Source organism: Pseudomonas sp. IPO3749 (genome assembly GCF_013386605.1).
In the GTDB taxonomy this organism is placed as follows: Bacteria; Pseudomonadota; Gammaproteobacteria; order Pseudomonadales; family Pseudomonadaceae; genus Aquipseudomonas; species Aquipseudomonas azotoformans_A.
On record NZ_JACARN010000007.1, the window covers coordinates 1 to 26758 of the forward strand.

Annotated in this window: 23 protein-coding genes and 4 tRNA genes; 20 read left to right on the forward strand and 7 right to left on the reverse strand. The window is 59.6% G+C overall.

Going from position 1 to position 26758, the window contains the following annotated elements; genetic code table 11:
* Positions 1–60: 60 nt before the first annotated feature.
* A complete protein-coding gene (locus HX812_RS01490; protein ID WP_038849172.1) occupies positions 61–831 on the reverse strand; it encodes a hypothetical protein in 771 nt (256 codons plus the stop codon).
* A 360-nt stretch (positions 832–1191) separates the two neighbouring features.
* Between HX812_RS01490 and HX812_RS01495 the strand changes: the two genes are divergently transcribed.
* From HX812_RS01495 to HX812_RS01515, 5 genes are all read left to right on the forward strand, one after another.
* A tRNA-Glu gene (locus HX812_RS01495) sits at positions 1192–1267 on the forward strand.
* Between the two features lie 3 nt (positions 1268–1270).
* Positions 1271–1346, forward strand: a tRNA-Gly gene (locus HX812_RS01500).
* Positions 1347–1450: 104 nt separating this feature from the next.
* Positions 1451–1526: transfer RNA gene (locus HX812_RS01505), tRNA-Glu, on the forward strand.
* Between the two features lie 3 nt (positions 1527–1529).
* Positions 1530–1605: transfer RNA gene (locus tag HX812_RS01510), tRNA-Gly, on the forward strand.
* Positions 1606–1831: 226 nt separating this feature from the next.
* The gene (locus HX812_RS01515) at positions 1832–3775 is read left to right on the forward strand and encodes an integrase arm-type DNA-binding domain-containing protein (protein WP_023103875.1); all 1944 of its coding nucleotides are present in this window, start codon (positions 1832–1834) and stop codon (positions 3773–3775) included.
* A 37-nt stretch (positions 3776–3812) separates the two neighbouring features.
* On the opposite strand, the gene HX812_RS01520 is transcribed toward HX812_RS01515, so the two are convergent.
* Together HX812_RS01520 and HX812_RS01525 are read right to left on the reverse strand one after the other, a co-directional pair.
* A complete protein-coding gene (locus HX812_RS01520) occupies positions 3813–4781 on the reverse strand; it encodes a Dyp-type peroxidase (RefSeq protein ID WP_020924940.1) in 969 nt (322 codons plus the stop codon).
* A gap of 118 nt (positions 4782–4899) precedes the next feature.
* Entirely contained in the window at positions 4900–5553 is a 654-nt protein-coding gene (locus HX812_RS01525) for a substrate-binding domain-containing protein (RefSeq protein WP_023106332.1), read from the reverse strand.
* Between the two features lie 119 nt (positions 5554–5672).
* Here HX812_RS01525 and HX812_RS01530 point away from each other — a divergent pair, with 119 nt between their 5' ends.
* The gene (locus HX812_RS01530; RefSeq protein WP_009459591.1) at positions 5673–5966 is read left to right on the forward strand and encodes a helix-turn-helix domain-containing protein; all 294 of its coding nucleotides are present in this window, start codon (positions 5673–5675) and stop codon (positions 5964–5966) included.
* A gap of 22 nt (positions 5967–5988) precedes the next feature.
* Here the strand turns inward: HX812_RS01530 and HX812_RS01535 are convergent, their stop codons facing one another.
* The 3 genes from HX812_RS01535 to HX812_RS01545 all read right to left on the reverse strand — a co-directional run bounded on the left by HX812_RS01535 (position 5989) and on the right by HX812_RS01545 (position 9986).
* Positions 5989–6879: a LysR family transcriptional regulator gene (locus HX812_RS01535; protein WP_023103878.1), complete on the reverse strand. Its 891-nt coding sequence runs from the start codon at positions 6877–6879 to the stop codon at positions 5989–5991.
* Positions 6880–7363: 484 nt separating this feature from the next.
* Positions 7364–8578 carry a glutathione-independent formaldehyde dehydrogenase gene (locus tag HX812_RS01540; protein WP_023093406.1) on the reverse strand — a complete coding sequence of 405 codons (1215 nt, stop codon included), beginning with the start codon at positions 8576–8578 and terminating at the stop codon, positions 7364–7366.
* 466 nt (positions 8579–9044) lie between these two features.
* Positions 9045–9986 carry a LysR family transcriptional regulator gene (locus HX812_RS01545; RefSeq protein ID WP_028698648.1) on the reverse strand — a complete coding sequence of 314 codons (942 nt, stop codon included), beginning with the start codon at positions 9984–9986 and terminating at the stop codon, positions 9045–9047.
* 448 nt (positions 9987–10434) lie between these two features.
* Here HX812_RS01545 and HX812_RS01550 point away from each other — a divergent pair, with 448 nt between their 5' ends.
* From HX812_RS01550 to uvrB, 3 genes are all read left to right on the forward strand, one after another.
* Entirely contained in the window at positions 10435–11415 is a 981-nt protein-coding gene (locus tag HX812_RS01550) for an IS5-like element ISPa26 family transposase (protein ID WP_024086516.1), read from the forward strand.
* Positions 11416–11667: 252 nt separating this feature from the next.
* Positions 11668–12099: a DUF488 family protein gene (locus HX812_RS01555; protein ID WP_023835768.1), complete on the forward strand. Its 432-nt coding sequence runs from the start codon at positions 11668–11670 to the stop codon at positions 12097–12099.
* Positions 12100–12474: 375 nt separating this feature from the next.
* Positions 12475–14451, forward strand: coding sequence for an excinuclease ABC subunit UvrB (gene uvrB / locus HX812_RS01560; protein ID WP_028690943.1), 1977 nt, complete (start codon positions 12475–12477; stop codon positions 14449–14451).
* Between the two features lie 150 nt (positions 14452–14601).
* Here uvrB and HX812_RS01565 read toward each other — a convergent pair whose 3' ends face one another.
* Complete coding sequence (locus HX812_RS01565; protein WP_023103881.1) at positions 14602–15507, reverse strand: LysR family transcriptional regulator; 906 nt, start codon at positions 15505–15507, stop codon at positions 14602–14604.
* 154 nt (positions 15508–15661) lie between these two features.
* Between HX812_RS01565 and HX812_RS01570 the strand changes: the two genes are divergently transcribed.
* The 11 genes from HX812_RS01570 to nhaA all read left to right on the forward strand — a co-directional run bounded on the left by HX812_RS01570 (position 15662) and on the right by nhaA (position 26758).
* Positions 15662–16069 (forward strand): ketosteroid isomerase-related protein, encoded by a 408-nt coding sequence (locus tag HX812_RS01570; RefSeq protein ID WP_023103882.1) that lies wholly within the window; start codon positions 15662–15664, stop codon positions 16067–16069.
* Position 16070: 1 nt separating this feature from the next.
* On the forward strand, positions 16071–16679 hold the full coding sequence (locus HX812_RS01575) for a GNAT family N-acetyltransferase (RefSeq protein ID WP_028690944.1): 609 nt from the start codon (positions 16071–16073) through the stop codon (positions 16677–16679).
* Positions 16676–17566 (forward strand): carbon-nitrogen hydrolase family protein, encoded by an 891-nt coding sequence (locus tag HX812_RS01580; protein ID WP_028690945.1) that lies wholly within the window; start codon positions 16676–16678, stop codon positions 17564–17566. Before HX812_RS01575 ends, HX812_RS01580 begins: the two co-directional genes overlap by 4 nt.
* Before the next feature lie 282 nt (positions 17567–17848).
* Complete coding sequence (gene frmR, locus HX812_RS01585) at positions 17849–18124, forward strand: formaldehyde-responsive transcriptional repressor FrmR (protein WP_007182548.1); 276 nt, start codon at positions 17849–17851, stop codon at positions 18122–18124.
* A 59-nt stretch (positions 18125–18183) separates the two neighbouring features.
* On the forward strand, positions 18184–19293 hold the full coding sequence (locus HX812_RS01590; RefSeq protein ID WP_011871467.1) for an S-(hydroxymethyl)glutathione dehydrogenase/class III alcohol dehydrogenase: 1110 nt from the start codon (positions 18184–18186) through the stop codon (positions 19291–19293).
* A 43-nt stretch (positions 19294–19336) separates the two neighbouring features.
* Positions 19337–19735: a VOC family protein gene (locus HX812_RS01595; protein ID WP_023103885.1), complete on the forward strand. Its 399-nt coding sequence runs from the start codon at positions 19337–19339 to the stop codon at positions 19733–19735.
* Between the two features lie 182 nt (positions 19736–19917).
* Complete coding sequence (locus HX812_RS01600) at positions 19918–21252, forward strand: DUF3422 family protein (RefSeq protein WP_023464791.1); 1335 nt, start codon at positions 19918–19920, stop codon at positions 21250–21252.
* 58 nt (positions 21253–21310) lie between these two features.
* A complete protein-coding gene (gene fghA / locus HX812_RS01605) occupies positions 21311–22141 on the forward strand; it encodes an S-formylglutathione hydrolase (RefSeq protein WP_023464790.1) in 831 nt (276 codons plus the stop codon).
* 18 nt (positions 22142–22159) lie between these two features.
* The gene (locus HX812_RS01610) at positions 22160–23467 is read left to right on the forward strand and encodes an NAD(P)/FAD-dependent oxidoreductase (protein ID WP_028690947.1); all 1308 of its coding nucleotides are present in this window, start codon (positions 22160–22162) and stop codon (positions 23465–23467) included.
* Positions 23468–23518: 51 nt separating this feature from the next.
* Positions 23519–24832: a replication-associated recombination protein A gene (locus tag HX812_RS01615; protein WP_028690948.1), complete on the forward strand. Its 1314-nt coding sequence runs from the start codon at positions 23519–23521 to the stop codon at positions 24830–24832.
* Between the two features lie 60 nt (positions 24833–24892).
* Complete coding sequence (gene nhaA, locus HX812_RS01620) at positions 24893–26758, forward strand: Na+/H+ antiporter NhaA (RefSeq protein ID WP_028690949.1); 1866 nt, start codon at positions 24893–24895, stop codon at positions 26756–26758.

Below are 26758 nucleotides of genomic sequence, written 5' to 3' on the forward strand. Positions count from 1 at the left end.
GGCAAGCCCGCTCACCACACAAGCCCGCTCACCACAGAGGCCCGCCCAAAGATCGCGGAGTCAGTCGTAGATGACTTTCTTCTTCCACTCGGCGTCGGCATCCACCACTTTGAGGCCTTCGGTCAGTTCGTTGACCTCGTCTTCGGCAGGCTTGCTGTTGGTCAGCACCGTGGAGTTGGCGCGAGCAAGCTGCGCCTCCAGCTGTTGCAGTTGTGTGCTGTAGATCACCGGCTCCGGCTGTTTGCGCAGGTACTGCACGCCGCGCTCGAACGCCAGGCGTGCCTGGCCCGGCTGGCCTTGTTGCAGGGCGTGCTGGCCGAGGTTGTTGAAGAACTCGATGTGCAGCAACACCAGGATATGGCGGATTTCCCGGATCCAGTGCTTGGCCTCGTTGGCCGGCAGGAAGCCGTCTTGGGCGGCGCGGGTGACCTGGCCGTGCAGGGCTTCGAGCAGGAAGCGCACGTCCTTGGCCTTGGCTTCGGTCTGGATCGGCGCGGGCGGGTTGTTCACCGGGATCGATTCGCCTTGGGCTACCAGCGTATTCAACTCGGCGATGCGGGCTTTCAGTGGTGCGCTGCCTTTGTTGAGGTTCAACAGGCGCTGGTTGACGTTGAGTTCCAGGCGGGTCATCAACAGTTTGAGCGCCGGGGTCATCAACTGGCCGGGGAAGGTCTCGGTGATTTCACCGCAGCGACGCAGGCGATCATTAAGCTCGATCTCGGTGCGCTTCTTTTCCAGCTTGTTGTTTTCCACCACGTGGTTCATGTAGCCAATGGCGATCAGTATTACGATCCCGGCTATTACCAGCAGGGTGATCATGAGTGGTGTCACCGGTGTGACCTCTTTATAGGGTTTACAGTGGAGTGTAGTGACTGGGCCATCCGGCGGATAGGACTGATCGACCAGTTGCCCGGGTAGTTTGCTTCTATATAGATAGGCGCTCCCTGCATGGATGCACATTGCCATCATTTGCCGGAGCGAACTATAGCGCCTTGTCGGGTGCCAGAATATAGGCGTCAAAGCCCGGACGCGCACAATTCGCCCGCAGGCCCTGAAAGCAGGTCGAAGTCATTGATTTTAATAAATTTATCCTTGGGGGTTGACGACCTTTCAATCCATCCATAGAATGCGCGCCACTTAACGCGTAAAGCACACAGCGAAACGCGGTTAGGTAGTGAATGTTGTACGTGTGTCCCCTTCGTCTAGTGGCCTAGGACACCGCCCTTTCACGGCGGTAACAGGGGTTCGAGTCCCCTAGGGGACGCCATTTGCGGGAATAGCTCAGTTGGTAGAGCACGACCTTGCCAAGGTCGGGGTCGCGAGTTCGAGTCTCGTTTCCCGCTCCAAGTTTAAGCAGTGTGGCTCTCGGGCGGCACTGAGTGAAACCAGGGCATGATCTTCGGATCTAACCTCTGGACACTGAAATACACACCATGTGTTTCAGTTGTGTGTCCCCTTCGTCTAGTGGCCTAGGACACCGCCCTTTCACGGCGGTAACAGGGGTTCGAGTCCCCTAGGGGACGCCATTTGCGGGAATAGCTCAGTTGGTAGAGCACGACCTTGCCAAGGTCGGGGTCGCGAGTTCGAGTCTCGTTTCCCGCTCCAAATTTTGATCCACAGACTTCTACTGGGGTCTGTAGGTCATTGAAAAAAGGAGCTTCGGCTCCTTTTTTCATTCCAGCGAGTGCCACGGAAATCCACCCACAGCTACCGTTTTTGAGTGACCAAATAAGGCACAAGAATACGGGTGGGTCGGCTACCGGATAGTTGCTGGGGCTGAGCGGGGACCATGACGAGCATAGGGCCTAAGTCATTACTTAGGAGTCTCGAAATGGCGCTCTCTGATCTGACCGTCCGGCAGGCGAAGACCACCGGAAAACGCTACACCCTCTCCGACAACGACTGCCTGGGCCTGATGGTCTCAGCCGCAGGCGGCAAGTCATGGCAATTCCGCTACTACTGGCTGGGCAAGCAAAAGCGCCTGTGCCTGGGCGGCTATCCTGCTCTCAGCCTGCGCGAGGCCCGGATCGAGCGAGACAAGGCCCAGGCCCTGCTCGCCAGGGGGATCGATCCTCAGGTCGAGCGCGACCAGAAACGGCACGCGGCCAAGCTGGCGGGCGAATACACCTTCAAGACCGTCTTCGATGCCTGGGTCGAGCATCGCCGCAAGGAACTCAAGGAAGGCCGTCAAAGCACGCTGTCGCAGATCCTGCGCATCTTCAACAAGGACGTGTTGCCCACCCTGGGAAGAATGTCGATCTACGACATTCGCCGCCCCCAACTCCTGGGCGTCTTGGCGGCGATCGAGAAACGCAAGGCGTTCACCACCGCCGAGAAGGTCCGCACCTGGTTCAACCAGTTGTTCCGCTATGCCCTGGTCATTGCCGAGGGGTTGGAAGTCAACCCGGCCGCCGACCTGGACGTGGTGGCAGAGCCCAAGCCCCCCGTAGCCCACAATCCCTACCTGCACCTGCCCGAGATGCCCGAGTTCCTCCAGAAGCTCCGGCTCTACAACCCCCGTGGCTGGCAGACCCAGCTTGGCGTCCGGCTGCTGTTCCTGACCGGGGTGCGCACCGGCGAACTGCGATTGGCCGAACCCGAACAGTTCGACCTCGACAGGGGCTTGTGGATCATCCCACCGCAGATCGTCAAGCAGCTCCAGGATGAAATGCGCAAGGCAGGGAAGCGGCCGCAGGATGTGCCCCCCTATATCGTGCCGCTATCCCTGCAGGCCATCGAGATCGTGCGCTATCTCCTGGGGGTGATGCGGCCGGCGCAGAAGTACTTGCTGTCACACCGCAGCGAACTCAAGAAGCGCATCAGCGAGAACACCCTCAACAAGGCCGTGCAGCTCATGGGCTATGAGGGGCGCCTGACCGGCCACGGCATCCGCGGCACTATCTCGACGGCGCTCAACGAGATTGGCTACCCGAAGATTTGGGTGGACGCGCAGCTTTCCCATTCCGACCCCAACAAGGTGAGTTCGTCCTACAACCACGCCAAGTACGTTGAGCCGCGCCGTCGGATGATGCAGGACTGGGCCGATCGGCTCGACCTGCTCGAACAGGGCGAAGTGGAAGCCGCGAGCGCGCATCTGACCATCCGTATCGACGGGGCGCCGGCGATGGCAGAAGTGGAGGAAGCGGTGGATGCGACCCTCGCGATGGCCGAGCCCACTCCTCCCGGCGTCCCGCCCGTCGTGGCCACGCCTATTGTCGTAACCCCGAGCAGCGGCGGCATCACGTTCCAGCGGCTGTCTCAGGTACCGCCGCCTCCGACGCATGCCCCAGAGCCGGAAGTGTCCGCGATCCAGCGCGAGCGCGAGGAAATGCTGACCATCTACGAGTCTCCAAGCAGCTTGCCGGTCCCGCTGTTCGGCAAGCTGGCCGGAAAGTCCAAGGACCAGATCAACCGCGAACTGAAAGCGGGCAAGTTGCTGTCCATCAGTTTGGGCAATCGGGGGCAGCGTGTTCCCGATTGGCAACTGGTGCCGCTCAAGCACAAGCTGGCCCAGGTGCTCATGAACCAGTGCCCGCACGCGGATTCGTGGGATCTGTACCGCATGCTGACCCAGCCGCACCCTGACCTGGGGGACCGCGCGGCCATTGATGCGGTCACGCCGACCAACGTACCGGCGATCATCCAGGTCATCATGGGCGACTACCAGCACTATGCGGATATGCCCGAGGCCATTGCCCCGTACCCCATCCCCGAGGATGTGCGGCAAAGCGTTCGTCGGCTGGTGGATAGCGCAGTAGTTCTAGACGGAGCATAGGGCTCTCAAACCTTGCAGGGGCCTTGCGGCCCCTGCATTACGCTTGCACCGCCTCCACGAGTTCGCTCAGCGTGCGCGGTGCGGGAGCGAAGAACACGGCGCCGGTGTGCGCCGTCGAGAAATCGAGCAGGCGGTCGTGCATGCCTGGCGGATCGCCGAGGAACATGCGCTCCAGCATCTTCTGCGTCACCCACAGATGCCTGGAGTAGCCGATGAAGTAGGTGCCATATTCGCCCTGGCCGGGGCGGCCGAAGGGCATGTTGTCGCGCAGGATGTCGTGCTCGGTGCCGTCGTCGTCCACGATCGTGGCGAGGGTCTTGTGCGATTTCTGGCCGCTCGTCGCGTCGGGCAATTCGACATTGCTGACGATCTCCCGGCCGATGATCCGCTCTTGCTCGTCCTTGGCGAGCCGAGCCCACGGCTGCATTTGGTGCAGATACTTCTGCACCACCAAGTAGCTGCCGCCGGCGAACGCCTGATCTTCACTGCCGACCAGCGTCGAGGCGCCGATGTCGTGCCCGGTCGGGTTGGCCGTGCCATCGACAAAGCCAAGCAGGTCGCGGGAGTCGAAGTAGCGAAAACCGACCACCTCGTCGGCCACCGTCACGCTGCTGCCCAGTTGGTCCAGCAGCAGGCGCTCGAATTCAAAACAGAGGTCCTCGCGTTCGGCACGGATGTGAAAGAACAGGTCGCCGGGCGTGGCAGGCGCGGTGTGCTTGGCACCCTCGATGGGCACGAAGGGCCGTAGTTCCTTCGGGCGCTTCCCGGTCTGGAAACGGTCCCATAGCGCCGATCCCAGTGCAGTGATGCACGACAGCCGGCCGTTGAGATCGCGGAAGCCCACCGTTTTGATCAGGTCGTCCAGCCCGTCCAAGACGCCGGCGACCGCCTGAAGGGCCTCGTGGCCCTCGGCGACCGTCAACGTGAGAAACACCGCCGCGCGCGACAGCGGCGCATCGATGCTTTGCGAGTCAATTGGTACTCGATCCCAACCACTTCCAACCATTCGTGCCTCCAAAGACCATGTTAATTCATCATATTGCCAGAGATGGAAGCGCTATCACTGGCGCGCTAACAGGCGCGTGCCGCTGCAATTACCCGCACGCAGCCTCGGCGAGAGCGGGCTATGGGGTATTCGAGCAAGCCGCCCTGTCCCTGGCAACCAGCATTGCCCTGTGCTCGAACCGCTCAGAAACAACATTGGCTCGTCCGTGGGGTCGCTGCAGGTATGTCACGATCTCGTAGGGGCCGTCTGAAAGCGGTCGCATAGTGATCCCCCACGCATGGGCACGCTCAATGCGCGATTGCGCGGAGAGCCCCACTCCGTAGCCAGCGGTCACCCAAAGCGCCATCATCTCGAACGAAGTCACGTGCTGAATGCTCTGCTGGCTCAACGGAAGAAAGGACAGTCGCTGATCCAGCAGTAGGCAAGCCTCCGCCGGCCAGCGAAACACCGGATAGTCCAGAAGCTCGGCAAGCGTGATCTTCGCCTGGGCAACTAAGGGGGACCCCAGCGGCACTGCAACAGCCACGTTCTCCACCCAGAGCGGTTGGCTTTTCACAGCCGGAGCACCAGCGTTCCGAAGCGTCATTCCAGCGTCGTAGCGGCCTTCCTCAAGGCCCGTCAACAGATCATCGGCTGAGGTCTCAAAGAACGTGATGGTGACTTCTGGTTCCTCCGCGCGCTGTAGGGCAAGAAGCGTTGTGAGGCAAGAGGATGGCACTCCGGGCGCGATAGCAAGCCTGAAATGGGAAAACTGGCTGGTGGCGTCATGCATGAGGGCCCCCAATAAGCGATCTGTCCAGAAAGGCAAACCAGCGTTTCAGGAAAGAGTGAAGTTTAACGTCGTTATCTTTAACGTGGTTAATTGTGGCAGATTGTTTGACGCTTCTGCTAATGCAGAAATCAACAATTCAGCCAGGCCGTCCTTCTGGCACATCGACGTATGAATCCGAGTCGGCGTTAGCCTTCGGACAGGCCGTGCGCGCTGCGCGCGTCGCTCAAGGAGTCGCGCAAGACGAGTTCGCATCTCGGGCAAGCATTTCGCGTTCTCACATGGGTAAGATCGAGCGTGGTGAGCACGTGCCCACGCTTCCGCTCATACTGAAAATTTCTACGGCACTTGGAATAAGCGCGGCTGACCTGATGACGGCGACCGAACGCAATCTGCGTGCCGACACTGATCCCTGAGTGTCTAGCCTGCCAGGCTCCGTCAACCGTCCGAAGAGTCGCGAAGGCGAACGATAAATCGCTCCACCGAAGCCGATAAATTGCCGCCGTCCGGCCGAAGCAGGTAGGTGGTGATCACGGCAGAATCCATCGCCAAGGGGCGGATCACCACATCCGGCCGTTGGGAGATGGGAATCTTGGTCGCCGTCATGAAGCCGATGCCGTAGCCGGCGCCGACCAACGTGAGCATCATGTCCAGCGAGGACACTTCCTCGACAACATTCAGCTTGTGCTCCAACGTGTTGAGCAGCCGCTTGAGTTCGCGGCAATAGCCCTCGCATACCTGCGGGTCGCACAGGACAAGTGGATGGCCTTGAAGTTCTTGAAGTGGCACCTCCTTGTAGGTGAGCAATGAGTGACGAGCTGGCACCGCAATCACCAGCGGGTCGTGCCAGATTGGTTCGGCAGCGATACCGTCGCCGACATCGCCCGTGTGCGCGAACCCGATCATGAAGTCGCCCGAACGCAAGCCACGCACTTGCTCTGCCAGAGGCACTTCTGACAAGCGTATTTCGATCTCCGGCTCCTCGGCGCGGCAACGAGCCAGAAATGCCGACAGCCGTGGATCGATAGCCCCATCTGATACAGCGATGCGCAGGCTACCGCGCAAGCCCGATGCCACAGCCTTGGCATTTTCACGAGCCTGTTCCAGCACTGTGAATAGACGGCGAACATCTTGCAAGAAGACCGCGCCCGCCGCCGTTAGAACTGTTCCTCGTCGGTTTCGGTCGAAGAGCACTACGCCCAACTCGTCCTCAAGTTCCTTGATGGCTCGTGATAGCGGTGGTTGTTCGATATGCAGGCGCTCAGCCGCCCGCGTGAAATGTAGCTCCTCAGCAAGAACTACGAAGCAGCGAAGATGGCGCAGCTCCATAGGCCACCCTCCCGTTCCGACTTATCCAACACTGTGCTATCTCCCTATAGAAGTGACTGCCATTCTGGCGGCGGCGAGTTCGGCCACATCATTGGAAACTTCTGGCTGAATGAGCCAGGGCTGGGTTGACCGTGCGATGGCCCGAGGCAGGCACAACACTAGGCGAGCCTGATCAAGTCCGTGGGGTGATAAGGATCAGACGAAGGCTATCTCCAGCCACGCACGTCAATGGATGCCGTGCATCGTCCCCGTCTGACCCTTGGCCGATTGCGAACCAAGCGCTTGAACACGCTTGCGGTTGATCATCACCTGCGGATTGCTGAGGCTCTGCTCCTGGTCCGAGCCAAGGCAAGTACCCTGGGGCAGACGGCAAATGCCGGCGAAAATATTCGCCGGCTCCAGTTGCTGCCCGGAGACTGGCGGGACCAGAATGCCTCTCACCAGAAAGTGTGAGACATCCTGATGCTTAGCCCGCGCCGGATGCTTAATGCCGCACTGAACCATGCGGGTCGATGACGTACTTGTATGCAGAACCCGCGTCGAACTCTTTGTACGCGGCGGGCGCGTCTTCGAGCTTGATGAACTTAGTGTTCATCATCGGCGAAAGGTAAGGCATGCGATCGTTCAGTATCGCCCGCATTAACGCGTGGTTGTAGTTGGCCGTCGGAGATTGACCAGCCGACATTCGCGGCGACTTGATCCAGGCGTTGGACCATTCCAGATCCATATGGCCTTTCTTGGCTTTCGGGTCTTTCGAGATCGGGTTTGCGCAGTACACACCGACCGTACTGGTCATTCCGCCGAAGCGGACATATTTGAGCATTGCGTTGGTAACAGCGCTCTCCACGATCTTGTCAGCCTCCGCGCCAAACCCGCGGCAGTCCACACCAACATAGTCGATGACGCGATCCACCTCCCTGTGCCCGGTAATGCGTTCGAGATGCTCCTCGATCGGCACGCCGTCGGAAAGGTTGATGGTTTCCACGCCGTGTGGCTTGAGAAGGTCCAGCCGCTCTTGAATGTAATCGGCAACGATGATGGCGCCTGCACCCAGAAGTCTGGCGCAGGCGGCACCCGCTCTGCCGACCGGCCCGGCACCGAAGATCAGGATGTTTTCGCCGACGACGTAGGCCGGCGCGGCTGGCCAGTCTGGGCCAGCGAACCCATGGAAAGCTGTGGGTAATACGTCAGAGAGAAGGGTCAGGTCGCGGATTTTTTCCATGGCGGCATCCTTGTCAGGGAAGCGAAGGAGATTGAAATCCGCATACGGTACGAAGAGATAATCACCTTGCCCCCCCGTCCAGCCACCGAGGTTGAACCCGTAGGCTCCGCAGTCGATTTCGGGGTTGGTGTTCTCGCATACATCGGAGCGCATATGCTTGCAGTTGTAGCAACGCCCACACCCCACATTGAAGGGAACGGAAACGATGTCGCCCTTCTTCACGACTTCGACGTCTGATCCCACTTCGATCACTTCGCCGGTCATTTCATGGCCCATGGTCATTCCCTTGGGAACAGCAAACGAACCGCGATAAATGTGAAGGTCGCTGCCACAGATATTTGTGGTAACTATTTTGAGGATAGCGCCATGGGGTGCGCTTTTCCCTTGAGGGGTTATCAGCTCTGGAAATTTGAAGGTGTTGACCTTCATTTCCAAGGGCTTCTCGAAAGTCACGATTCGGTTACCGGTCGGAGTCATTTCGTCACCTCTGTGCGTTAATGTTTCCATCTTCTAAATCGAAGTGGGAAACGAAATTTACCGCTGTCAAGAAGAACGATCGTGGTACTGCCTAGCCGTTGGCCGCGTCTCCTTCTGCGGTCTTGACAGCATCGGATCAAGCTCAGAAGTGGTCAAACTGGAATAATCTATGTACAGATAGGCACGATCTATCTACGCGGGATCGTCGAGCCGTGCTCGTCTCCTAGCCGGGAGAGGGCAACGATCATCGCTACATCGCGCCTCCTAGCTTGATCTAGGAACAGTCAGCTCGACCCAGCGAGACATGAGGAGGCCGCATGCAGCAGGTACTCCTGTCCCCCGAGTTGCCCCTGGACCTAGTGGCCTTCGATGGGTTGCTCAGCACGTGGCGCCTGTTAGCGGCGCACACGGCATGCCTGCAATCTTCGCCTGGTTGAAGCAATACAGAGTTGCTCTTCAAGACTCGCTATTTCAGGGGGCTTTGAGATGAGTCTGCTTTGGGCTGGAACCGACGATGGATCGATATAACGGATTGAAGAGTGGCGGCGAGTTCGGGGGTGTGCACCATTTCGAGCAATGCACGCGATGACGGTGCCTCGAACGCATTTTTCCCAGCAACGAATCCGACATTTGAGTGCGACATTGGTCCATTGATTGCGATTGCGTGGAGATTTGGAATGTGCGCGAGTTGGCCGGCGAGAGATTGCGGAAGAACTGCCGAATATTTTCCTGTCGCCACGTGTGCCGATAGCACGTCAATTGAATCAGTGCGAATAGTCTGCGCGGTACATTGCATCAGCCTATCTTGAATGGGTTCAGGTACTGCCGAGTTCAGCACGCAGAGTTGTCTATTGAGAACATGGTCCCACGTTGTGCTTCGGGGTTGCTGTGTTCTCGCGGCGTGAAAAAGGAAAATGCGTTCACGGTACAGAAGGTGAGTATCGAAGTCTTCCCCTGGGATATCCTCCAAATGCATGAGTGCGATATCCAAATTGTTTTCTCGAATCGCCTGTAGCAGGGAAGAAGCGCCGGAAACCAGAACTGATTGTTGAAGTAAGGGTGTTTTTTCAGCAAGGGCGATGCTTAATGTGGGCGCTACACCGGCAGTTCCTGGGAGTATCCCTAGCCGGAATTGCCCCTCTATACCTCGCCGTAGTGCGGAGAGTTCTCGCTCCAGCCCTTTGCAGTCGTCATACATCTGCTGAGCCCAAGACAGTACGCGCATCCCTTCAGAAGTGAGGCCGTCATAGCGTCGGCCATGACGCACGATCTCGACACCCATGTCTTCCTCCAATTGCTTAATGCCCGCGGAGAGTGTCGGCTGAGAAACATTGCAGCTTTTGGCCGCGTTGCCAAAATGGCCTTCACGGTGCAAAGCAAGCAAGTATTCAAAGTTTCTTACGATCATATATTTTCTTCTGATAAAGTTGATTAGATTTTATACTTTCACGAAAAACCCTGCGCACGCTTCGATCCGCGTCCAACCTTGGGCACGTAGCTGGCACGCATGAAAGGCTGCCGCGCGCAGTGCCCATACAGTAGGTTCGACTCGTCATCGACGGTCAGCACCACAACGCACGGGACAGCCAATAGCGCGAACACAGGTGCTTTGCGCTGTGGGCGAGTCGTCCTCATGTAGCTTAGCAGTTGGCGCGTTCTGGAAGGGAGTAAGCGTGAGTGGTGAGGCACGCAACCGCAAAAGGCGGTGCTAAGCTCTTGAGCTGTTCGGGTCGTGGCCGTTGAAGCGGGGAGAGAATGGAGCCTGCCATGGCCGTTGTGGCGCAGCTGGGGAAATCCTGAAAAAGACTTCCTGATTTGGCAAAATCCCCGGACACCAATCGCCGAGCTTTTCGATGATGAAACAAATGACCTTCGCCGATGCCGAGTACGCCGGTAAGCGCAAGCAGACCCGCAAGGAGCTGTTCCTGATAGAGATGGATCGGGTCGTACCCTGGGAGGGTTTGATTGCTCTGATCAAACCTCATTACCCAAAGGGCGAAGGGGGCCGTCCAGCCTATCCGCTGATGGCGATGCTGCGGATTCATCTAATGCAGAACTGGTTCGGTTACAGCGATCCGGCGATGGAAGAGGCGCTGTACGAGACGACGATCCTGCGCCAGTTTTCCGGTCTGAGCCTGGAGCGAATCCCGGATGAAACCACCATCCTCAACTTCCGTCGCCTGCTGGAAAAGCATGAGTTGGCCACCGGTATTCTCGGCGTGATCAATGGCTATTTGGGCGACCGTGGCTTGTCACTGCGACAAGGCACCATCGTCGATGCCACTCTGATTCATGCGCCCAGTTCGACCAAGAACAAGGACGGCAAACGCGACCCGGAAATGCATCAGACCAAGAAGGGCAACCAGTATTACTTCGGTGCCAAAGCTCACATTGGTGTCGACGATGAGTCCGGGCTTGTGCACAGCGTGGTGGTCACTGCGGCCAACGTCGCGGACGTAACCCAAGTCGACAAACTGCTGCACGGTGGTGAGAACGTGGTCTGCGCTGATGCGGGCTATACCGGTGTAGAGAAGCGTGAAGAGCATGAGGGGCGCCAAGTCATCTGGCAGATTGCAGCCCGGCGCAGCACTTACAAAAAGCACGGTAACCGCAGCGCGTTATACAAAGCGATACGTAAGATCGAAAGAGCCAAGGCCCAGGTTCGCTCCAAGGTTGAGCATCCATTTCGGGTGATCAAGCGCCAGTTTGGTTATACGAAAGTGCGCTTCCGAGGCTTGGTGAAAAACACTGCTCAGATGGTGACGCTGTTCGCCCTGTCGAACATTTGGATGGCGCGTCGACATTTGCTCTCCAATGCAGGAGAGGTGCGTCCGTGAAGAGTGAAGTGACTGCTGCGAGGTGCTTGCAGCGGCAAAAAAGGCTGAAATAGACGGCAGGTTTGACCGGGATTTGAGCGGCTACCGTTTTTTGAAAGTGTCGATGGCGAAGTAGCCGGAAAACAGGGGCTACTTCAGACCATCCCTAGTACACCATGCCCCCAGCGTTTCCTTAGCTGCGATTGACGGGCATGCCTGGCGGTAGCTCAATAACAGCCATTTATGGATGAAGGAACGAGGGGAATAAGGCAGATGAAGATATTCACGATTGGATTCACTAAGACCTCCGCGCGGTCCTTCTTCACCAAGTTAAGTGCTTCTGGTGCCAAGCGCCTTGTCGATGTTCGCCTGAATAATGTTTCGCAATTGGCCGGGTTCGCTAAACGCGAGGATCTTCGATATTTTTCCGAGGCGTTGTGTGGGATGGAATATGAACATCTACCAGCACTTGCTCCAACCAAAGACATGTTCGAGGAATATAAAATAAAAGGGGGAGATTGGGATATCTACGCCAGTAAATTTCTGGATTTAATGTCGTCCCGAAAGATTGAGTCAATCGATAAAGAAAAGATTGATAACAGTTGCCTGCTTTGCAGCGAAGACAAGCCCCATCACTGCCATCGGAGGCTAGTGGCCGAGTACCTTGCAGGCAAATGGCCGAATGTTGAGATCGTGCATCTTTAGAGGGGCGACGTAGCTCCACGTTTCCAACGCCTCGTCTGGAGGGCTGAGAGAGACAAAGGCGCGTATCGGCGGGAGCCGGCGCCACACATTGGGCGTACAGAGCAACCTCGCCCGCCACGGCTCGATGTCAGCGCTCAACGAGGCGAGTGGCTCCAGGTGCATTGGCAGACGGGCCGCTGGCTGACGTCGTGGCGATCGGCGGATATGCACTGGGAAGCCCGCCCATGTGTTGGGCTATCATGTTGGCGACGCCTACGCCCAGGTGGGGCGCGGCAGGATCGCCGTCATTTACACCCCAGTTTGGTACTGCTATAGGTCTTCTGGAATAGCCGATACATCAGGACAAATTGAAGTAGCTCAATTAGGAGATATCTAATGTCAACCGGTATGTTTATTCTGCACTCCAACTATACGCCGGCGGGGGACCAGCCAGAGGCGATCGCGCGGCTGCTGTCGGACATAGAAGAAGGTGCGACGCACCAGACGCTGAAAGGTATCACCGGCTCAGGTAAGACCTTCACCATGGCCAATGTGATTCATCGTCTGAAGCGGCCCACGTTGATCTTGGCTCCCAACAAGACGTTGACCGCGCAGCTCTATAGTGAAATGAAGCACTTCTTTCCTGAGAATGCGGTCGAGTACTTCGTTTCGTATTACGACTATTTTCAGCCCGAGATCTATATGCCGGGCACCGATCGTTTCATACCGAAGGACTCGGCCATCAATGACCACCTTGAGCGCCTGCGCCTGTCCACGACCAAATCCTTGATTGAGCGTCGTGACGTGATCGTCGTCGCTTCGGTGTCTTCAATCTACGGCCTGGGTGATCCAGATGCATATCGAGCGCTACAGATCGCTCTGTCCCCTGGGGTCAAACTAAACCAGAGAGAGCTAATTCGTCGCTTGGCTTTGCTGCAATATGATCGCACGGAGCGTACGCTCAAGCGTGCAACGTTCCGCGTCCAAGGTGATGTGATTGACATTTTCCCCGCTGATTCCGAGTACAGGGCGGTTCGGGTGGAACTGTTGGATGACACTGTTGCGTCTGTCCAATGGATGGACCCTGTTACTGGCAAGACGTTGGGAGAGATAGACCATTATTTGGTTTCGCCAAAAACGCTTTTCGCACCGCCCACGAACAAAATAGATTCTGCATCCAAAAAGATACTCGCTGATATGGAAGAGCGGGTTGCCGAGCTGAACAGGAATAATCGCTTGGTCGAGGCAAACAGACTGTACGAGCGGATCACGCATGACGTGGAAATGATGCGCGAGGTCGGCTATTGCTCGGGGATGGAGAATTATTCCTGCTACTTCAGCGACCGAGACGCAGCTTCTCCTCCGATCACGTTGCTGGATTATTTGCCGAAAGACGGGCTGCTGTTCGTCGATGAATCTCATGTCATGGTGCCACAGATATCCGCAATGTACCGGGGGGATCAGGCGCGCAAGGACACGCTGATCGATTACGGGTTCCGTTTGCCTTCATCGAAGAACAACCGGCCATTGAACTTTGACGAGTTCGAGAAGGTCAAGCCTCAGACCATCTTTGTTTCCGCTACTCCGGGCGACTACGAGCTGAGGGTGTCGAAAGGCAGGGTTGTCGAACAGGTTATCAGGCCAACGGGACTGCTTGACCCCAAGGTTGAAGTGCGGAAAGCGGATGGATACATAGATGACCTGCTTGCCGAAATATCGAAGTGCGTGAAGAGAAAGAATCGAGTGCTTGTGACTACGCTGACGAAGGTCAGTGCAGAAGAGCTAACGGATTTCTTGACGGACAACGGGATTCGAGCGCGCTACATGCATTCGGACATAAAAGCGGAGGATCGTGTTGAGATCATCAATGGCCTGCGCGCAGGAGAGTTCGATGTTTTGATTGGGATTAGTCTTTTGCGCGAAGGGCTGGATATTCCAGAGGCATCATTGGTTGCCATTCTCGATGCAGACCGTGCAGGGTTCTTGCGTTCGGCCCATGCGCTCATTCAGATGATCGGTCGAGTCGCTCGGAATGAAAACGGCAAGGCGATCTTGTACGCCGACGCGGTGACGCCGGCGATGAAGCAGGCGATCGATGAGACCAATAGGCGCAGGCAGCTTCAAATTGCCTTTAACGAGGAAAATGGGATTTCTCCAGCCTCGTCTGTGCGAAAACTAGCAGGGGAAGAGACGAATACGGAGGAGCCCACCGTTCATTCCGAGGCTTTCTGCGAGAACTTGTCCGACCTTTGCGATCAGATCACTGCCAAGGAACAGCAGCTACTCGAATTTACCGATACCGGTGACGAGCAGCGCGTCGAAGACATTCGTCATCAGTTGGATGGGTTGTACCGGCAATTCATTTACATCTAATCGTTCGCCGGCATTGAGTTGCATGGCCGACCGATCTGCACCTGGGGCAAGCGGGCAGACGGTCGGCTCATCATTCAACCGGAGGGGTGAGCCGCCGAGGCTCAGTGCCCCGCTTTCCAAGGTGTGTGCCCTACAGCGTCTTGCGACGTGTCAGCGCAAAGCTGGCAACGATCCAACGGCGACCAGCATTTCATCAAATACCGCTCGAACCCTTCCCGGAATGGGGCCACGCTGAGGCCGATAGACGTACAACCCCCATGCCGGAGGTTCTTCGTTCTCCAGCACTCGCACGAGCTTCCCGCTGGCAATGTAGGGGGCGGCCATGTAGTCCGCCAGTTGCGCGAACGCGATCCCGGCCAGCGCCGCTCCCATTTCCATGTCGGCATTGTCTGCGACGAGAGTGGGTGCGGTAGGTGTCCACTGGCGTCCCGCCTTGAAGTGCCAAGGCCAGGGACGGCCGGTATTGATATCCAAGGCCACGGTAACTGGCAGGCTGCTTAGCGCATCGATGTTTGCAGGTACGCCCACTTTCTTGATCAGGCGCGGAGCGGCAACGATGGGGAGTCTCATGTCGGCGGCCTTGCGTGCGACGAAGCGGCTATCGCGCATGAATCCGACCCTGATCCCGACGTCAATCCCTTCGTCAACCGTATTGCTGATGCGATCGGACAGGCGCACATCCAGCGTGATGCCGGGATGGCGCGCGGCCACGCGCTCCAGTGCCGGTAGCACCGCTCTGGTGCCCAAGCTGTGCGGTGCGGTGATGCGAACCGTACCGGACAGAGAGGCCTGCTGGTCGGAGCCAGGCGTTCGCCACAGATCCTCGAACCGCTCCAATGCGGGGCGCACTTGGTCTAGCAGCCCTTCGCCGAAGGCGGTGATGCGCACCTGGCGCGTGCTTCGATGAAACAACACCTCGCCGTAGTGTTGCTCCAGTTGCTGGATGGCACGGGTTACACCTTGCGGAGAAGTCCCCAGCCGGACGGCCGCATCGCGAAAACTGCTGCTTTCGGCCGCCACCCGAAAGATGCGCAGTAGTTCCATTTCCTTGTTCATGACGCACGCCTTATGGCCGATTTCGCTGCTCGTTGATTGTTCCAGATTGTGGAATTATAAAATCGCAACAATTCCATATACAAGGGAGGCGCGGTTGCCCAGACTGACAACACCCCGGAATGCTCCGCTCCGAACAACCCAATAAGGAACGCGAATGAACGCTGCGACTCTCATCACTGCCTACTACGACGCCTTCAACCGCGGTGACCGCGAGGCCATGCTGTCAATGTTGACCGATGACGTCGCGCACGACTTGAACCAGGGCGCTCGTGAGGTCGGTCGCGAAGCCTTCCGCGCCTTCCTGCAGCGCATGGACCGCTGCTATGGCGAGCAACTGCGCGGGATCGTGGTGATGGTCAGCGCCGACGGCCTGTGTGCAGGCGCGGAGTACGTGGTGCATGGCGAATACAAGGTCACGGACGACGGGCTGCCGGAAGCCCAGGGCCAGCGCTACGTGCTGCCGGGCGGCGCGTTCTTCGAGATCCGCGATGGCAAGATCGCTCGTGTCACCAACTACTACAACCTCGGCGACTGGATCGCACAGGTTGGAGGGGACGCCTGAAATGACCAGCGACGTGCAGGTGCTGGTTCATCGTGGTCCGGACATTGCCGAATGGTTCGATGCCGTGGCAGGCCTGCGGGCGAGCGTCTTCCGCAGCTTTCCTTACCTGTACGAGGGCGACACCGAATACGAGAAGCACTACCTCGCTATGTACGCCCGTTCGGCAGACAGCCTGCTGGTACTCGCGCTCGCTGATGACGTGGTCGTGGGTGCGTCCACGGGATTGCCGCTCGGCGATGCGGAGCCGGCCTTCCAGGTGCCGTTCGCCGATCGAGGAATCCCGATGGAGGCAGTGTTTTACTGCGGCGAATCAGTCCTGCTCCCGGCCTTCCGGGGCCTTGGCCTGGGCCATCGCTTCTTTGACGAACGCGAAGCGCATGCCCGTTCGTTGGGCGGCATGCAGTGGACATCGTTCGCGTCGGTGGATCGAGCAGACGACGATCCCCGGCGTCCTTCCAACTACCGCAGTAATGATCCCTTCTGGATCCGTCGTGGCTACGTGCGGCAGTCGGACATGAAGGTTACGCTGCCCTGGAAACAGGTGGGTGAGCCGAGCGAAACCGAGCAGACGCTCACGATGTGGCTGCGCTCCCTGGAGAACGCGAAATGAAAGTAGCAGTTGCGAAATACGCAGTGGGTCAGCCCACGGGCTTCGAGGCATTCGCAGCGCGGCAGCGGCGGGTTCTGGAGGAGGCGAGCCGTGCCGGAGCGGAACTGGCCGTGTTGCCAGAATATCTGTCCCTCGAACTGGCTGCGATGTTCGAGCCTGGCATCCGCCAGGATTTCAACGCCTCGCTGGCCGCGCTGCAGGCCTTGCAGCCTGCGTGGCTGGCCCTGTACACCGACCTGGCGCGCGAGCTGCGCATGACCATTCAGGCCGGTACGTTCTTGACCCGGGTTGGACCGGATCGCTATCGCAACCGGGCGTGGTGGTTTGCGCCGGACGGCACGCGTGACTACCAGGACAAATTGCAGTTGACGGGGTTCGAGAAAGACACTGGCGTCATCGAGGGGGGCGACGAACTCAAAGTGTTCGACCTGAATGGCGTGCGTGCCGGCATCGCTGTCTGCTACGACAGTGAGTTTCCATTGCCCGTGCGAGCCCAGCGAGAGGCGGGTGCACGCCTGCTGTTGGTCCCGAGCTGTACGGACACGAGGGCAGGTGCAACCCGGGTTCGTGTGGGCTGCATGGCGCGGGCACTGGAGAACCGGATGTTCGTCGCACAGGCCGTGACGACCGGAGCTGCTGACTGGAGTCCGGCGCTGGACACGAACACTGGCGAGGCCACGATCTATGCACCCATGGATCGTGGATTCCCCGAGGATGGCATTCTCGCGACTACTTGCGGCACGCAGACATGGGCGATCGGTGATCTTGACGTTGAAGCACTCGAACGAAACCAAGAACAGGCCCAGGTTGCGGTCGATCGTGACTGGGACGGACAGATGTTGCCTGCACTGCGGAAAGCTCGACACTCGGGTCATCAGGTCGCCTAGCCGGTCTCATCTTGATAGCTTCAACTCGATGAGTCGGCTTAGATAGGTCATATCTATCTGCGCATAGATTTTTCCAGTTTGACCAGTTTTGAACTTGCCCCGATGCTGTCGATACATGCAAGAAATATTCATTGATTTGAATGTTTTGCGCTTCTTGGGAACAAACCTGTACTAGCCTGTAAGAGTGCTCGAAGAGCACAGAATTTGTGGCAAAGTTCGGCCGCATATACTATGGGGGAGTATTGTATAATGCGGCGGTGTACCCAAGTAGAGAGGTGTTCGATGCCACACAGTCCGGAAGAAAAGAAGCAAGCACTGACGCGCATCCGGCGCATCAAAGGTCAGGTAGCGACTCTTGAGCAAGCGCTTGATGCAGGTGCGGAATGCCCTGCAATTCTTCAGCAGCTTGCGGCCGTTCGTGGGGCAGTCAACGGATTGATGGCAACCGTTCTGGAGAGCTATCTGCGGGAAGAATTTCCCAGTAGCGAAATCAGGAGCGATTCGCAGAACAAGTCCATTGACGAGACCATCTCTATCGTCCGCTCCTATCTGCGATAGAGGCACCAGGGTGCCCTCGGTGAGGGCAAATTTAGTTAGCTAGTAAAGGAAGCGACATCATGAAATCACGTGCAGCAGTTGCCTTCGGGCCAGGAAAGCCGCTGGAAATCGTCGAGATCGACGTCGAGCCGCCGCGCAAGGGCGAGGTGCTCATCAAGATCACGAATACCGGCGTTTGCCATACCGACGCCTTCACCCTGTCGGGCGACGACCCCGAAGGTCTCTTCCCGGTCGTGCTGGGTCATGAAGGTGCGGGTATCGTCGTGGAGGTGGGTGAAGGTGTGACCAGCGTGAAGCCTGGCGATCACGTCATTCCGCTCTACACCGCCGAATGCGGCGAGTGCCTGTTCTGCAAGTCCGGCAAGACCAACCTGTGTGTCGCGGTTCGCGCAACCCAGGGCAAGGGGCTGATGCCCGATGGTACGACTCGCTTCTCGTACAACGGTCAGCCGCTTTACCACTACATGGGCTGCTCGACCTTCAGCGAATACACGGTCGTCGCCGAAGTCTCGCTGGCCAAGATCAACCCGGACGCCAACCCCGAGCACGTCTGCCTGCTGGGCTGCGGCGTGACCACCGGCATCGGCGCCGTGCACAACACGGCCAAGGTACAGCCCGGCGACTCGGTGGCCATCTTCGGCCTCGGCGGCATCGGTCTCGCTGCGATTCAAGGTGCACGCCAGGCCAAAGCGGGCCGCATCATCGCCATCGATACCAATCCGGCGAAGTTCGAACTGGCTCGTACCTTCGGCGCGACCGAATGTCTCAACCCGAAGGACTTCGACAAGCCGATTCACGAGGTTCTGATCGAGATGACTGGCTGGGGTGTCGATCACACCTTCGAGTGCATCGGCAACGTCAACGTGATGCGTTCGGCTCTGGAAGCTGCCCACCGCGGCTGGGGCCAGTCGATCGTCATCGGCGTCGCCGGGGCCGGCAAGGAAATCTCGACCCGTCCGTTCCAGTTGGTCACCGGCCGGACCTGGAAGGGGTCGGCTTTCGGCGGGGTCAAGGGGCGCACCCAACTCCCGGGCATGGTGGAAGACGCAATGAAAGGCGAGATCGATCTCGCCCCGTTCGTCACTCACACCATGGGTCTCGACGAGATCAACCACGCCTTCGACCTGATGCATGAAGGCAAGTCGATTCGCACGGTGATCCACTACTGATCACTCACTATCCATTCAACACCAACCACCAAGGAAATTAACCATGTCCAATCCTGTCATTTCCGGCGACGGCATCTTCTCGCACGTCTTCATCGGCGCCGCCGACGTCCAGAAGTCGGCCGCGTTCTATGACGCCGCTCTGGGTGCTCTCGGCATCAAGAACCTCGGTCCTTTCGGCAACGGATGGGTGCTTTTCGGTCGCGAAAAGCCGGCTTTCATCATCGCCCGTCCGGGCAATGGTGAAGCGCCTTCCAGCAACGGCGTGACGGTCGGCTTTGCGGCCGCCACTCCCGCCGAAGTGGATGCCTTCCACGCCGCCGGCCTTGCCGCAGGCGGCACCGACGAGGGCCAGCCTGGCCCGCGTGGCCACCTGCCGGGTGCCTATGCGGCCTACCTGCGTGATCCGGCGGGCAACAAGGTTTGCTCGTACACCTTCGTCTGAAAGCTAGGAAGCTGAGGGCGTTCTGAAAGGGCCAGCACAAGCCTCTACACGGCGAGCCTATTAGACGGACCGTGTAGAGCGGTGCCCGCTCATGAAGATCGGCCCGCAGCCATGTGCGAAACGCATGGCTGCGGGCATTTGCTTTGAAGCGTGTTTTTCAACCAAGAAGAAATGAGGTCGTTATGAAAGAGCCGGCCAACATCAATACGACGACCGTACAACCCACCCCGACCGCCACCGTGTACGGCATGCCGGCCTATACCGATCGTGCTGCCGCCGTGGGTGAAGTGCACGCGCGCCCGCATCTCTTGATTCAGGCCCCCCGCGGCATATTGCAGCTCGCTTTCATGACCGAAGGCGACCAGGCCAGGGATCAGATGGCGATGAGCGAGTTGTCTCATCGCTTCGGCGTTGCCGAACCCGACCATACTACGCCGCTCCACGGCGTGACATGGGATGAAGGAGACCTGCACTGCGAAAAGCACACCGAGTTCTCGACGTATCTCTGGTGCGCTTCGCTGGATTCCGAGACGGGAGAGCCGTGCGGCGAAAATCCGTTCAAGCATGGATTTGTTCCTCCCGGCCCGGTCGTATCCGGCATCCGTTTGAGACTTCTTCCGTGGACGCCGGAAACGGAGAAGGAGGTCGATCGCTTCGATCCTGCCAGCCTGTGCTACTCGCTGGTGGAGAACGGCTCTGCCGCCATCCTGACCGACTTTCGACAGGATGAGGATGGCCTGACGCAGATCCTCGTCCTGGCCCGCGATTTGACCCCGGCGCGGGCGGGTGCGCTGGCTCAACGTCTGCTGGAGATCGAGACTTACCGCACCTTGGCGTTGCTGTCCCTGCCGTTGACACGATCGATGACGTCGGAACTGCGACGCATGGAGTCGCGCCTTGCGGCGATCACCGACGAGATGTGTACGAGCTTGGTGGAACGGCGCGACAGCGACGTGCTGCTGTCCGAATTGACCGGCCTGGCTGCCGAGCTGGAAGCTGGCGTTGCGGCGAATCTCTATCGCTTCGGCGCCAGCCGTGCCTACTACGAGATCGTCGAGGAAAGGCTGGCAGCGCTTTCGGAAGAGGCCGTATCCGGGTACTGCACCTGGGCGGATTTCCTGCAGCGTCGCATCGCTCCCGCCATGCGGACATGCCAATCCGTAAAGGAGCGCCAGACCAAGCTCTCCGACAAGCTGACCCGGGCCATCGCGTTGCTGCGTTCCTGGATCGACGTCGAGCTTGAACGCCAGAACCGCGATCTGCTTGCGTCGATGAACAACCGGGCCAAGATGCAATTGCGCCTTCAGCAAACCGTCGAAGGCCTGTCGGTCGCGGCAATTTCTTATTACGTCGTGAGTCTTCTCGGCTATTTGCTCAAGGGCATTCCGATGGTTCACGACAGCGTGGCGCCGGTGATGGCGGTTCTGGTGCCTGCGGTGATGCTGACGATCTGGTGGATCGTGCGCAGGATCAGACACGCCCACGGCGACACGGCAGCGGAAGAGAAATCTTCCTGACGAGCTGCCGTCCTGGCGCGCGAGAGCTGCGCCGTTCCTTTGAACATAGGAGAACACCATGGAACGCATCGAACATCACGCCAGCTTTGATGGTTGGCAGGACGTTTATCAGCATGAATCCACGACGCTCGGTTGCACGATGAAAGTCGGCGTCTATCTGCCTCCGCAGGCACAGCACGGCAAGGTGCCGGTGCTGTACTGGCTTTCAGGCCTCACCTGCACCGAGCAGAACTTCATCACCAAGTCCGCCGTCCAGCGCTACGCAGCCGAACATGGCATTGCCGTCGTCGCGCCCGATAGCAGCGCTCGCGGCGAAGGCGTTGCCGACGATCCCGCCTATGACCTCGGACAGGGGGCAGGTTTCTACGTCAACGCCACGCAGGAACCCTGGGCTGCGAATCATCGGATGTATGACTACGTGGTGCAGGAACTACCGGCGCTGATCGAGGCCCACTTTCCCGTGACAGCGGAGCGGAGCATCAGCGGCCATTCCATGGGGGGACACGGTGCTCTGGTCATCGCCCTGCGCAACCCGGGCCGTTATCGAAGCGTCTCGGCCTTCTCGCCCATCGTCGCGCCCACCCAGGTTCCCTGGGGACACAAGGCCTTCGAGGCGTACCTGGGCAGCGACCGGGAGGCGTGGAAGCAGTACGACACCGTGGAGCTGATTCGCACCGTGCAGGAGCGTCTGCCGCTGCTGGTGGATCAGGGTTTGGGCGACGAGTTCCTGGAGAGTCAGCTTCAGCCCGATCTGCTGCGCAAGGCCTGCGACGAGACGGGGCACCCGCTCACGTTGAATCTGCGCCCAGGCTACGACCACAGCTACTACTTCATTGCCAGTTTCATTGGCGAGCATATGGCACACCACGCATCGGCGCTGAAACGCTGAGAGAGAGGAGATCAGGTCATGACAAAGACCTCCAAAAACCGACATCACGTCGTCATTATCGGAGCGGGCTTCGGCGGGATCGAGGTTGCCAACCAGCTTGCTGGTGCCGAGGTCGATGTGACGATCATCGACCGGCGCAATCATCACCTGTTCCAGCCGCTGCTTTACCAGGTCGCAGGGGCATCTCTCTCGACATCCGAGATCGCCTGGCCTATTCGCTATCTATTCCGAAATCGCCCGGAAGTGAACACCTTGATGGCGGAAGTGGAAGGTATCGACCAGGACGCGCGTCAGGTCATTCTCAACAATGGCTCGCGCCAAACCTACGACACGCTCGTACTCGCGACAGGTGCTACCCATGCCTATTTCGGACACGACGAATGGGGGGCTTTCGCGCCGGGGTTGAAGACGCTGGAAGATGCCACGACCATTCGAGGCCGAATCCTCGCGGCTTTCGAGGAGGCCGAGCGCACGAGCGATCCTCAGCAGCGTGCCGCGCTGCAGACGTTCGTCATCATCGGTGGTGGTCCCACCGGGGTTGAATTGGCCGGGACCATCGCCGAGCTTGCACGAGACACGCTGGCGCGTGACTTCCGCTCGATCGACCCGAGCACGTCCCGGGTTGTACTGATCGAGGCGGGCCCGCGTCTGTTGTCCGTCTTTCCAGAGGATCTTTCGGCCTATACGCGCCAGGCACTCGAAAAGCTCGGGGTCGAGGTCGTGCTGGGTACGCCGGTCACCGAATGCTCGGCCGACGGCGTGGTGTATGGCGGCAAGCCTCTTTCGGCCAAGACCATCGTTTGGGCCGCCGGCGTCCAGGCGTCTCCCGCGGCTCGCTGGTTGGGTGCTGCGTCTGATCGTGCGGGTCGAGTGGTCGTTGGTCCCGACCTGACGGTGGCCGGTCGCCCGGAGGTCTTCGCCATCGGCGATACCGCCTCGTGCACCATGGCTGATGGGAAGCCCGTACCGGGCATCGCCCCCGCCGCCAAACAGCAAGGCAAGTACGTCGCCAACCTCATTGGACGGCGTTTGAAAGGCAAGCCCGCTGACGGGCCTTTCAAATACCGGCATCAGGGGAACCTGGCCACCATCGGCCGCAGCCTGGCCGTAATTGACATGGGGCGGGTTAAGCTGCGTGGAGCCTTTGCGTGGTGGATCTGGAAGCTCGCGCATATCTACTTTCTGATCGGTACGCGAAATCGTCTCAGCGTCGCGTTGAGCTGGGTATGGAACCATAGCATCGGCTACCGCGGCTCTCGCATCATCATGCATGCGATTAGCGACAAAGAGCCCACGGCGTTGGATAAATCCGGCTCTCTGGATTGAGGTGCACACCTTATCGGAACGTCAACTATCAGAAATACCAGGGAGAGGAACTTGACCGATCTATTCACGACAAAGCCCAAGCCTCCCTTGGCCGAACTCCTGCGGCCCAAGACGCTGGATGAATTCGTCGGGCAACGGCACTTGCTCGGCCCCGGCAAGCCGCTTCGTCTCGCGTTCGAGGCGGGCAAGTTGCACTCGTTCATCCTCTGGGGGCCGCCAGGCGTGGGCAAGACCACCCTGGGGCGCCTGGCCGCCAGTGCGACCGACAGCCGATTCATCGCCATCTCGGCCGTGCTTGCCGGGGTGAAGGACATCCGGCAAGCCATCGACGAGGCCCAGGCAGAACTGGGCAACCATGGTCGATCGACGGTGCTTTTCGTCGATGAGATCCATCGCTTCAACAAGGCGCAGCAGGATGCCCTACTGCCCCATGTCGAGTCGGGGCTCCTGACCCTGGTGGGGGGAACGACCGAGCATCCGGGGCTGGCGGTCAATTCCGCTCTGCTCTCACGCGCGCAGGTCTATACCCTCGAACCGCTGTCCGGCGACGAACTGAACCAGCTCTACGAACGCGCACTGCCGCATCTCCAGGGCGTCACGTTGGACGCGGACGCGCTGGATCTGCTCAAGGGCTTTGCCGATGGCGATGGCAGGCGCTTCCTCAATCTGCTTGAGCAGGTGACGAATGCTGCGTCGGGCGCGGGCAAGGCCGTGGTCGATGGCGAGTTTGCCAAACTGTCCACCAGCCCATCACTGCGCAGGTTCGACAAGGGCGGCGACGAGTTCTACTGGCAGCTCTCCGCCTTCCACAAGTCGCTGCGGGGCTCCGACCCCGACGCGGCCCTGTACTGGCTGGCCCGCATCCTCGACGGCAGCGGCGACGTCAGCCAGGTGACGCGCCGCATGATCGTGGTGGCCAGCGAAGACATCGGCAATGCCGACCCGCAGGCGCTGCAACTGGCGCTCAATGCCGCGCTGGCTTATGAGAGGCTGGGTTCCCCCGAAGGCGAAATACCGATTGCCCACGCGGCGACCTACCTTGCTGCCGCCCCCAAGTCGAACGCTGCCTATGCCGCCTGGAACAAGGCGAAGGCCTTCGTCAAGAACAGCGGCTCCCTGCCTGTGCCTCTCCATCTTCGCAATGCGCCGACGAAGCTGATGCAGCAGATGGGGTATCACGAAGGCTACCGCTATGCCCATGACGAGCCCAACGGCTATGCCGCTGGGCAAAGCTACTTTCCCGAGGGCGTGGCGCGGCCGGGCTGGTATCAGCCAACGGACAGAGGTGTTGAGCGCAGGCTGGGAGAAAGGCTTACTTGGCTGCGCTCGCTGGATGATGGGACGCTGCCAGAGGCGGACGCCTGACCGGTCGCCTCCGAAACCGGCTCATCGCGACTTCACGAACTACAGGAACAGGATAAGAACATGTCAGCCACTTCTTTCGGTGCATCCTCGGCGAATATCAGCCGGGGACGCGTTGCCCGCTATCTGCGCACGGAGTCTGGTGCTGCGGTGCTGCTGGTGATCGTCACGGTCGTGGCGCTGGCGTGGGCGAACTCGCCGCTATCCGATGCCTATTTCGCGTTGTGGCACCTGGACGTCGGGTTTGACTTCGGGCCGCTGGGCATGCACATGGATCTGCATCACTGGGTCAACGACGGCCTGATGGTGGTCTTCTTCTTCCTGATCGGCCTGGAGGTGCGTCAGGAGTTCGCCCACGGATCGCTCAGGGACCGCAGCCGTGCCCGTCTCGCTCTGATCGCGGGTGTCGCAGGTGTCGTGCTTCCCGCGCTGGTGTATGTCCTGATCGTGGGGCTGGCCGGAAGTGAAGGCCTGCACGGGTGGGGGGCGGTGGTCGGCACCGATACGGCATTCATGCTGGGCACCCTGGCGATCGTCGGCCCGCGGCTATCCGGTCAGTTGCGCGTGTTCCTGCTCACCCTGACCGTGGTCGATGACTTCCTCGCCGTGTCCATCATCGGCATCGTCTATAGCGAGGAGATTCGGATCGTCCCGTTGTTGATCGCCCTCGCCAGTCTCGTTGCGTTGTGGTGGCTAGGGCGCACCCGCCAGTGGCGGGCAATGCCGTATGTGCTGATCGTGATCGTGCTGTGGCTCGCAACCGTGTACTCCGGCATCCATGCCTCTCTCGCCGGGATGGCCGCGGGGCTGCTGATCCCCGCCTACGCGACGCAACGTCACAAGGTCGTCGCGGCAAAACAACTGTTCCGCGACTTCTGGCAGTCTCCGAGTGCCGCATCGGCCCGCGCGGTGGACTGCGGGCTGTCCCGGGGTATCTCGGTGAACGAGCGATTGCACGAGTTCCTGCGGCTGCCGACGGCGCTGCTGATCGTGCCGGTGTTCGCCTTGGCGAACGCCGGAGTGGACGTGCGTGGCGGGCTGCTCGCCGAGGCCTTCGGCTCGCCAGTCACGTGGGGCGTCATCGCAGGGCTCGTGCTCGGCAAGCTCGTGGGCATCGGGCTCATCACGCTCGTCGCCGTCCGTCTCGGCCTGGGCCGGCTGCCCGAGGGCGTCGGGGTGGGGAGCGTGTTCGGTGGTGCGGCACTGTCCGGGATCGGCTTCACCGTGTCGCTGCTGATCATCGGGCTCGCGTTCGGCACGACCTCCGACCTGGGCCGCCAGGCGACGGTCGGCGTGCTCGTGTCGATGGTGTTCGCCACGTTGCTCGGGTGGCTGATCTTCAAGGTCGCCGCCAAGCGGTGGGGTGAGAAGACCGCTGACCTGCCGATGGTGCTTGAGCCACCGGTCGATCCGGAGATCGATCACATCCGCGGGCCGGAGGACGCCCAGCTCACACTCGTCGAGTACGTGGACTTCGAGTGCGCGTACTGTGCGCACGCGACCGGTTCTTGGGACGATCTGCGTGCCCACTTCGGGGACGACCTGCGGTATGTGGTGCGCCATCTGCCGCACCACCCGCACGGGCCGATCGCCGCGCGGGCGTCCGAGGCAGCGGCGAACCAGGGGATGTTCTGGCCGTGGCTGGACTTCGTGTTCACCCGTCAGCATGCGCTGGAGCGCGAGCATCTGATCGGCTACGCCGCCGAGCTTGGGCTCGACGTCGAACGGTTCATCGCGGATCTCGACAGCACCGCGGTGATCGAGCGTGTCGAGCGCGACCTCGCCAGTGCGGTCGCCAGCGGTGCGCACGCCACGCCGACGTTCTTCGTCGAGGGTCGTCGTCTGCGCGGCAGCTACGACGCCCGCACTGTCACCGCGGCGCTCGAAGCCAGTCGCCGCGGCCCACGAACTCAGGAAGTCCCGTCCTGA

Excerpts from the sequence above, each read along its gene's own strand:
- HX812_RS01515 (WP_023103875.1), top strand. The coding sequence starts at position 1,832 with ATGGCGCTCTCTGATCTGACCGTCCGGCAGGCGAAGACCACCGGAAAA.
- HX812_RS01520 (WP_020924940.1), bottom strand. The coding sequence starts at position 4,781 with ATGGTTGGAAGTGGTTGGGATCGAGTACCAATTGACTCGCAAAGCATC.
- HX812_RS01525 (WP_023106332.1), bottom strand. The coding sequence starts at position 5,553 with ATGCATGACGCCACCAGCCAGTTTTCCCATTTCAGGCTTGCTATCGCG.
- HX812_RS01530 (WP_009459591.1), top strand. The coding sequence starts at position 5,673 with ATGCAGAAATCAACAATTCAGCCAGGCCGTCCTTCTGGCACATCGACG.
- HX812_RS01535 (WP_023103878.1), bottom strand. The coding sequence starts at position 6,879 with ATGGAGCTGCGCCATCTTCGCTGCTTCGTAGTTCTTGCTGAGGAGCTA.
- HX812_RS01540 (WP_023093406.1), bottom strand. The coding sequence starts at position 8,578 with ATGACTCCGACCGGTAACCGAATCGTGACTTTCGAGAAGCCCTTGGAA.
- HX812_RS01545 (WP_028698648.1), bottom strand. The coding sequence starts at position 9,986 with ATGATCGTAAGAAACTTTGAATACTTGCTTGCTTTGCACCGTGAAGGC.
- HX812_RS01550 (WP_024086516.1), top strand. The coding sequence starts at position 10,435 with ATGAAACAAATGACCTTCGCCGATGCCGAGTACGCCGGTAAGCGCAAG.
- HX812_RS01555 (WP_023835768.1), top strand. The coding sequence starts at position 11,668 with ATGAAGATATTCACGATTGGATTCACTAAGACCTCCGCGCGGTCCTTC.
- uvrB (WP_028690943.1), top strand. The coding sequence starts at position 12,475 with ATGTCAACCGGTATGTTTATTCTGCACTCCAACTATACGCCGGCGGGG.
- HX812_RS01565 (WP_023103881.1), bottom strand. The coding sequence starts at position 15,507 with ATGAACAAGGAAATGGAACTACTGCGCATCTTTCGGGTGGCGGCCGAA.
- HX812_RS01570 (WP_023103882.1), top strand. The coding sequence starts at position 15,662 with ATGAACGCTGCGACTCTCATCACTGCCTACTACGACGCCTTCAACCGC.
- HX812_RS01575 (WP_028690944.1), top strand. The coding sequence starts at position 16,071 with ATGACCAGCGACGTGCAGGTGCTGGTTCATCGTGGTCCGGACATTGCC.
- HX812_RS01580 (WP_028690945.1), top strand. The coding sequence starts at position 16,676 with ATGAAAGTAGCAGTTGCGAAATACGCAGTGGGTCAGCCCACGGGCTTC.
- frmR (WP_007182548.1), top strand. The coding sequence starts at position 17,849 with ATGCCACACAGTCCGGAAGAAAAGAAGCAAGCACTGACGCGCATCCGG.
- HX812_RS01590 (WP_011871467.1), top strand. The coding sequence starts at position 18,184 with ATGAAATCACGTGCAGCAGTTGCCTTCGGGCCAGGAAAGCCGCTGGAA.
- HX812_RS01595 (WP_023103885.1), top strand. The coding sequence starts at position 19,337 with ATGTCCAATCCTGTCATTTCCGGCGACGGCATCTTCTCGCACGTCTTC.
- HX812_RS01600 (WP_023464791.1), top strand. The coding sequence starts at position 19,918 with ATGAAAGAGCCGGCCAACATCAATACGACGACCGTACAACCCACCCCG.
- fghA (WP_023464790.1), top strand. The coding sequence starts at position 21,311 with ATGGAACGCATCGAACATCACGCCAGCTTTGATGGTTGGCAGGACGTT.
- HX812_RS01610 (WP_028690947.1), top strand. The coding sequence starts at position 22,160 with ATGACAAAGACCTCCAAAAACCGACATCACGTCGTCATTATCGGAGCG.
- nhaA (WP_028690949.1), top strand. The coding sequence starts at position 24,893 with ATGTCAGCCACTTCTTTCGGTGCATCCTCGGCGAATATCAGCCGGGGA.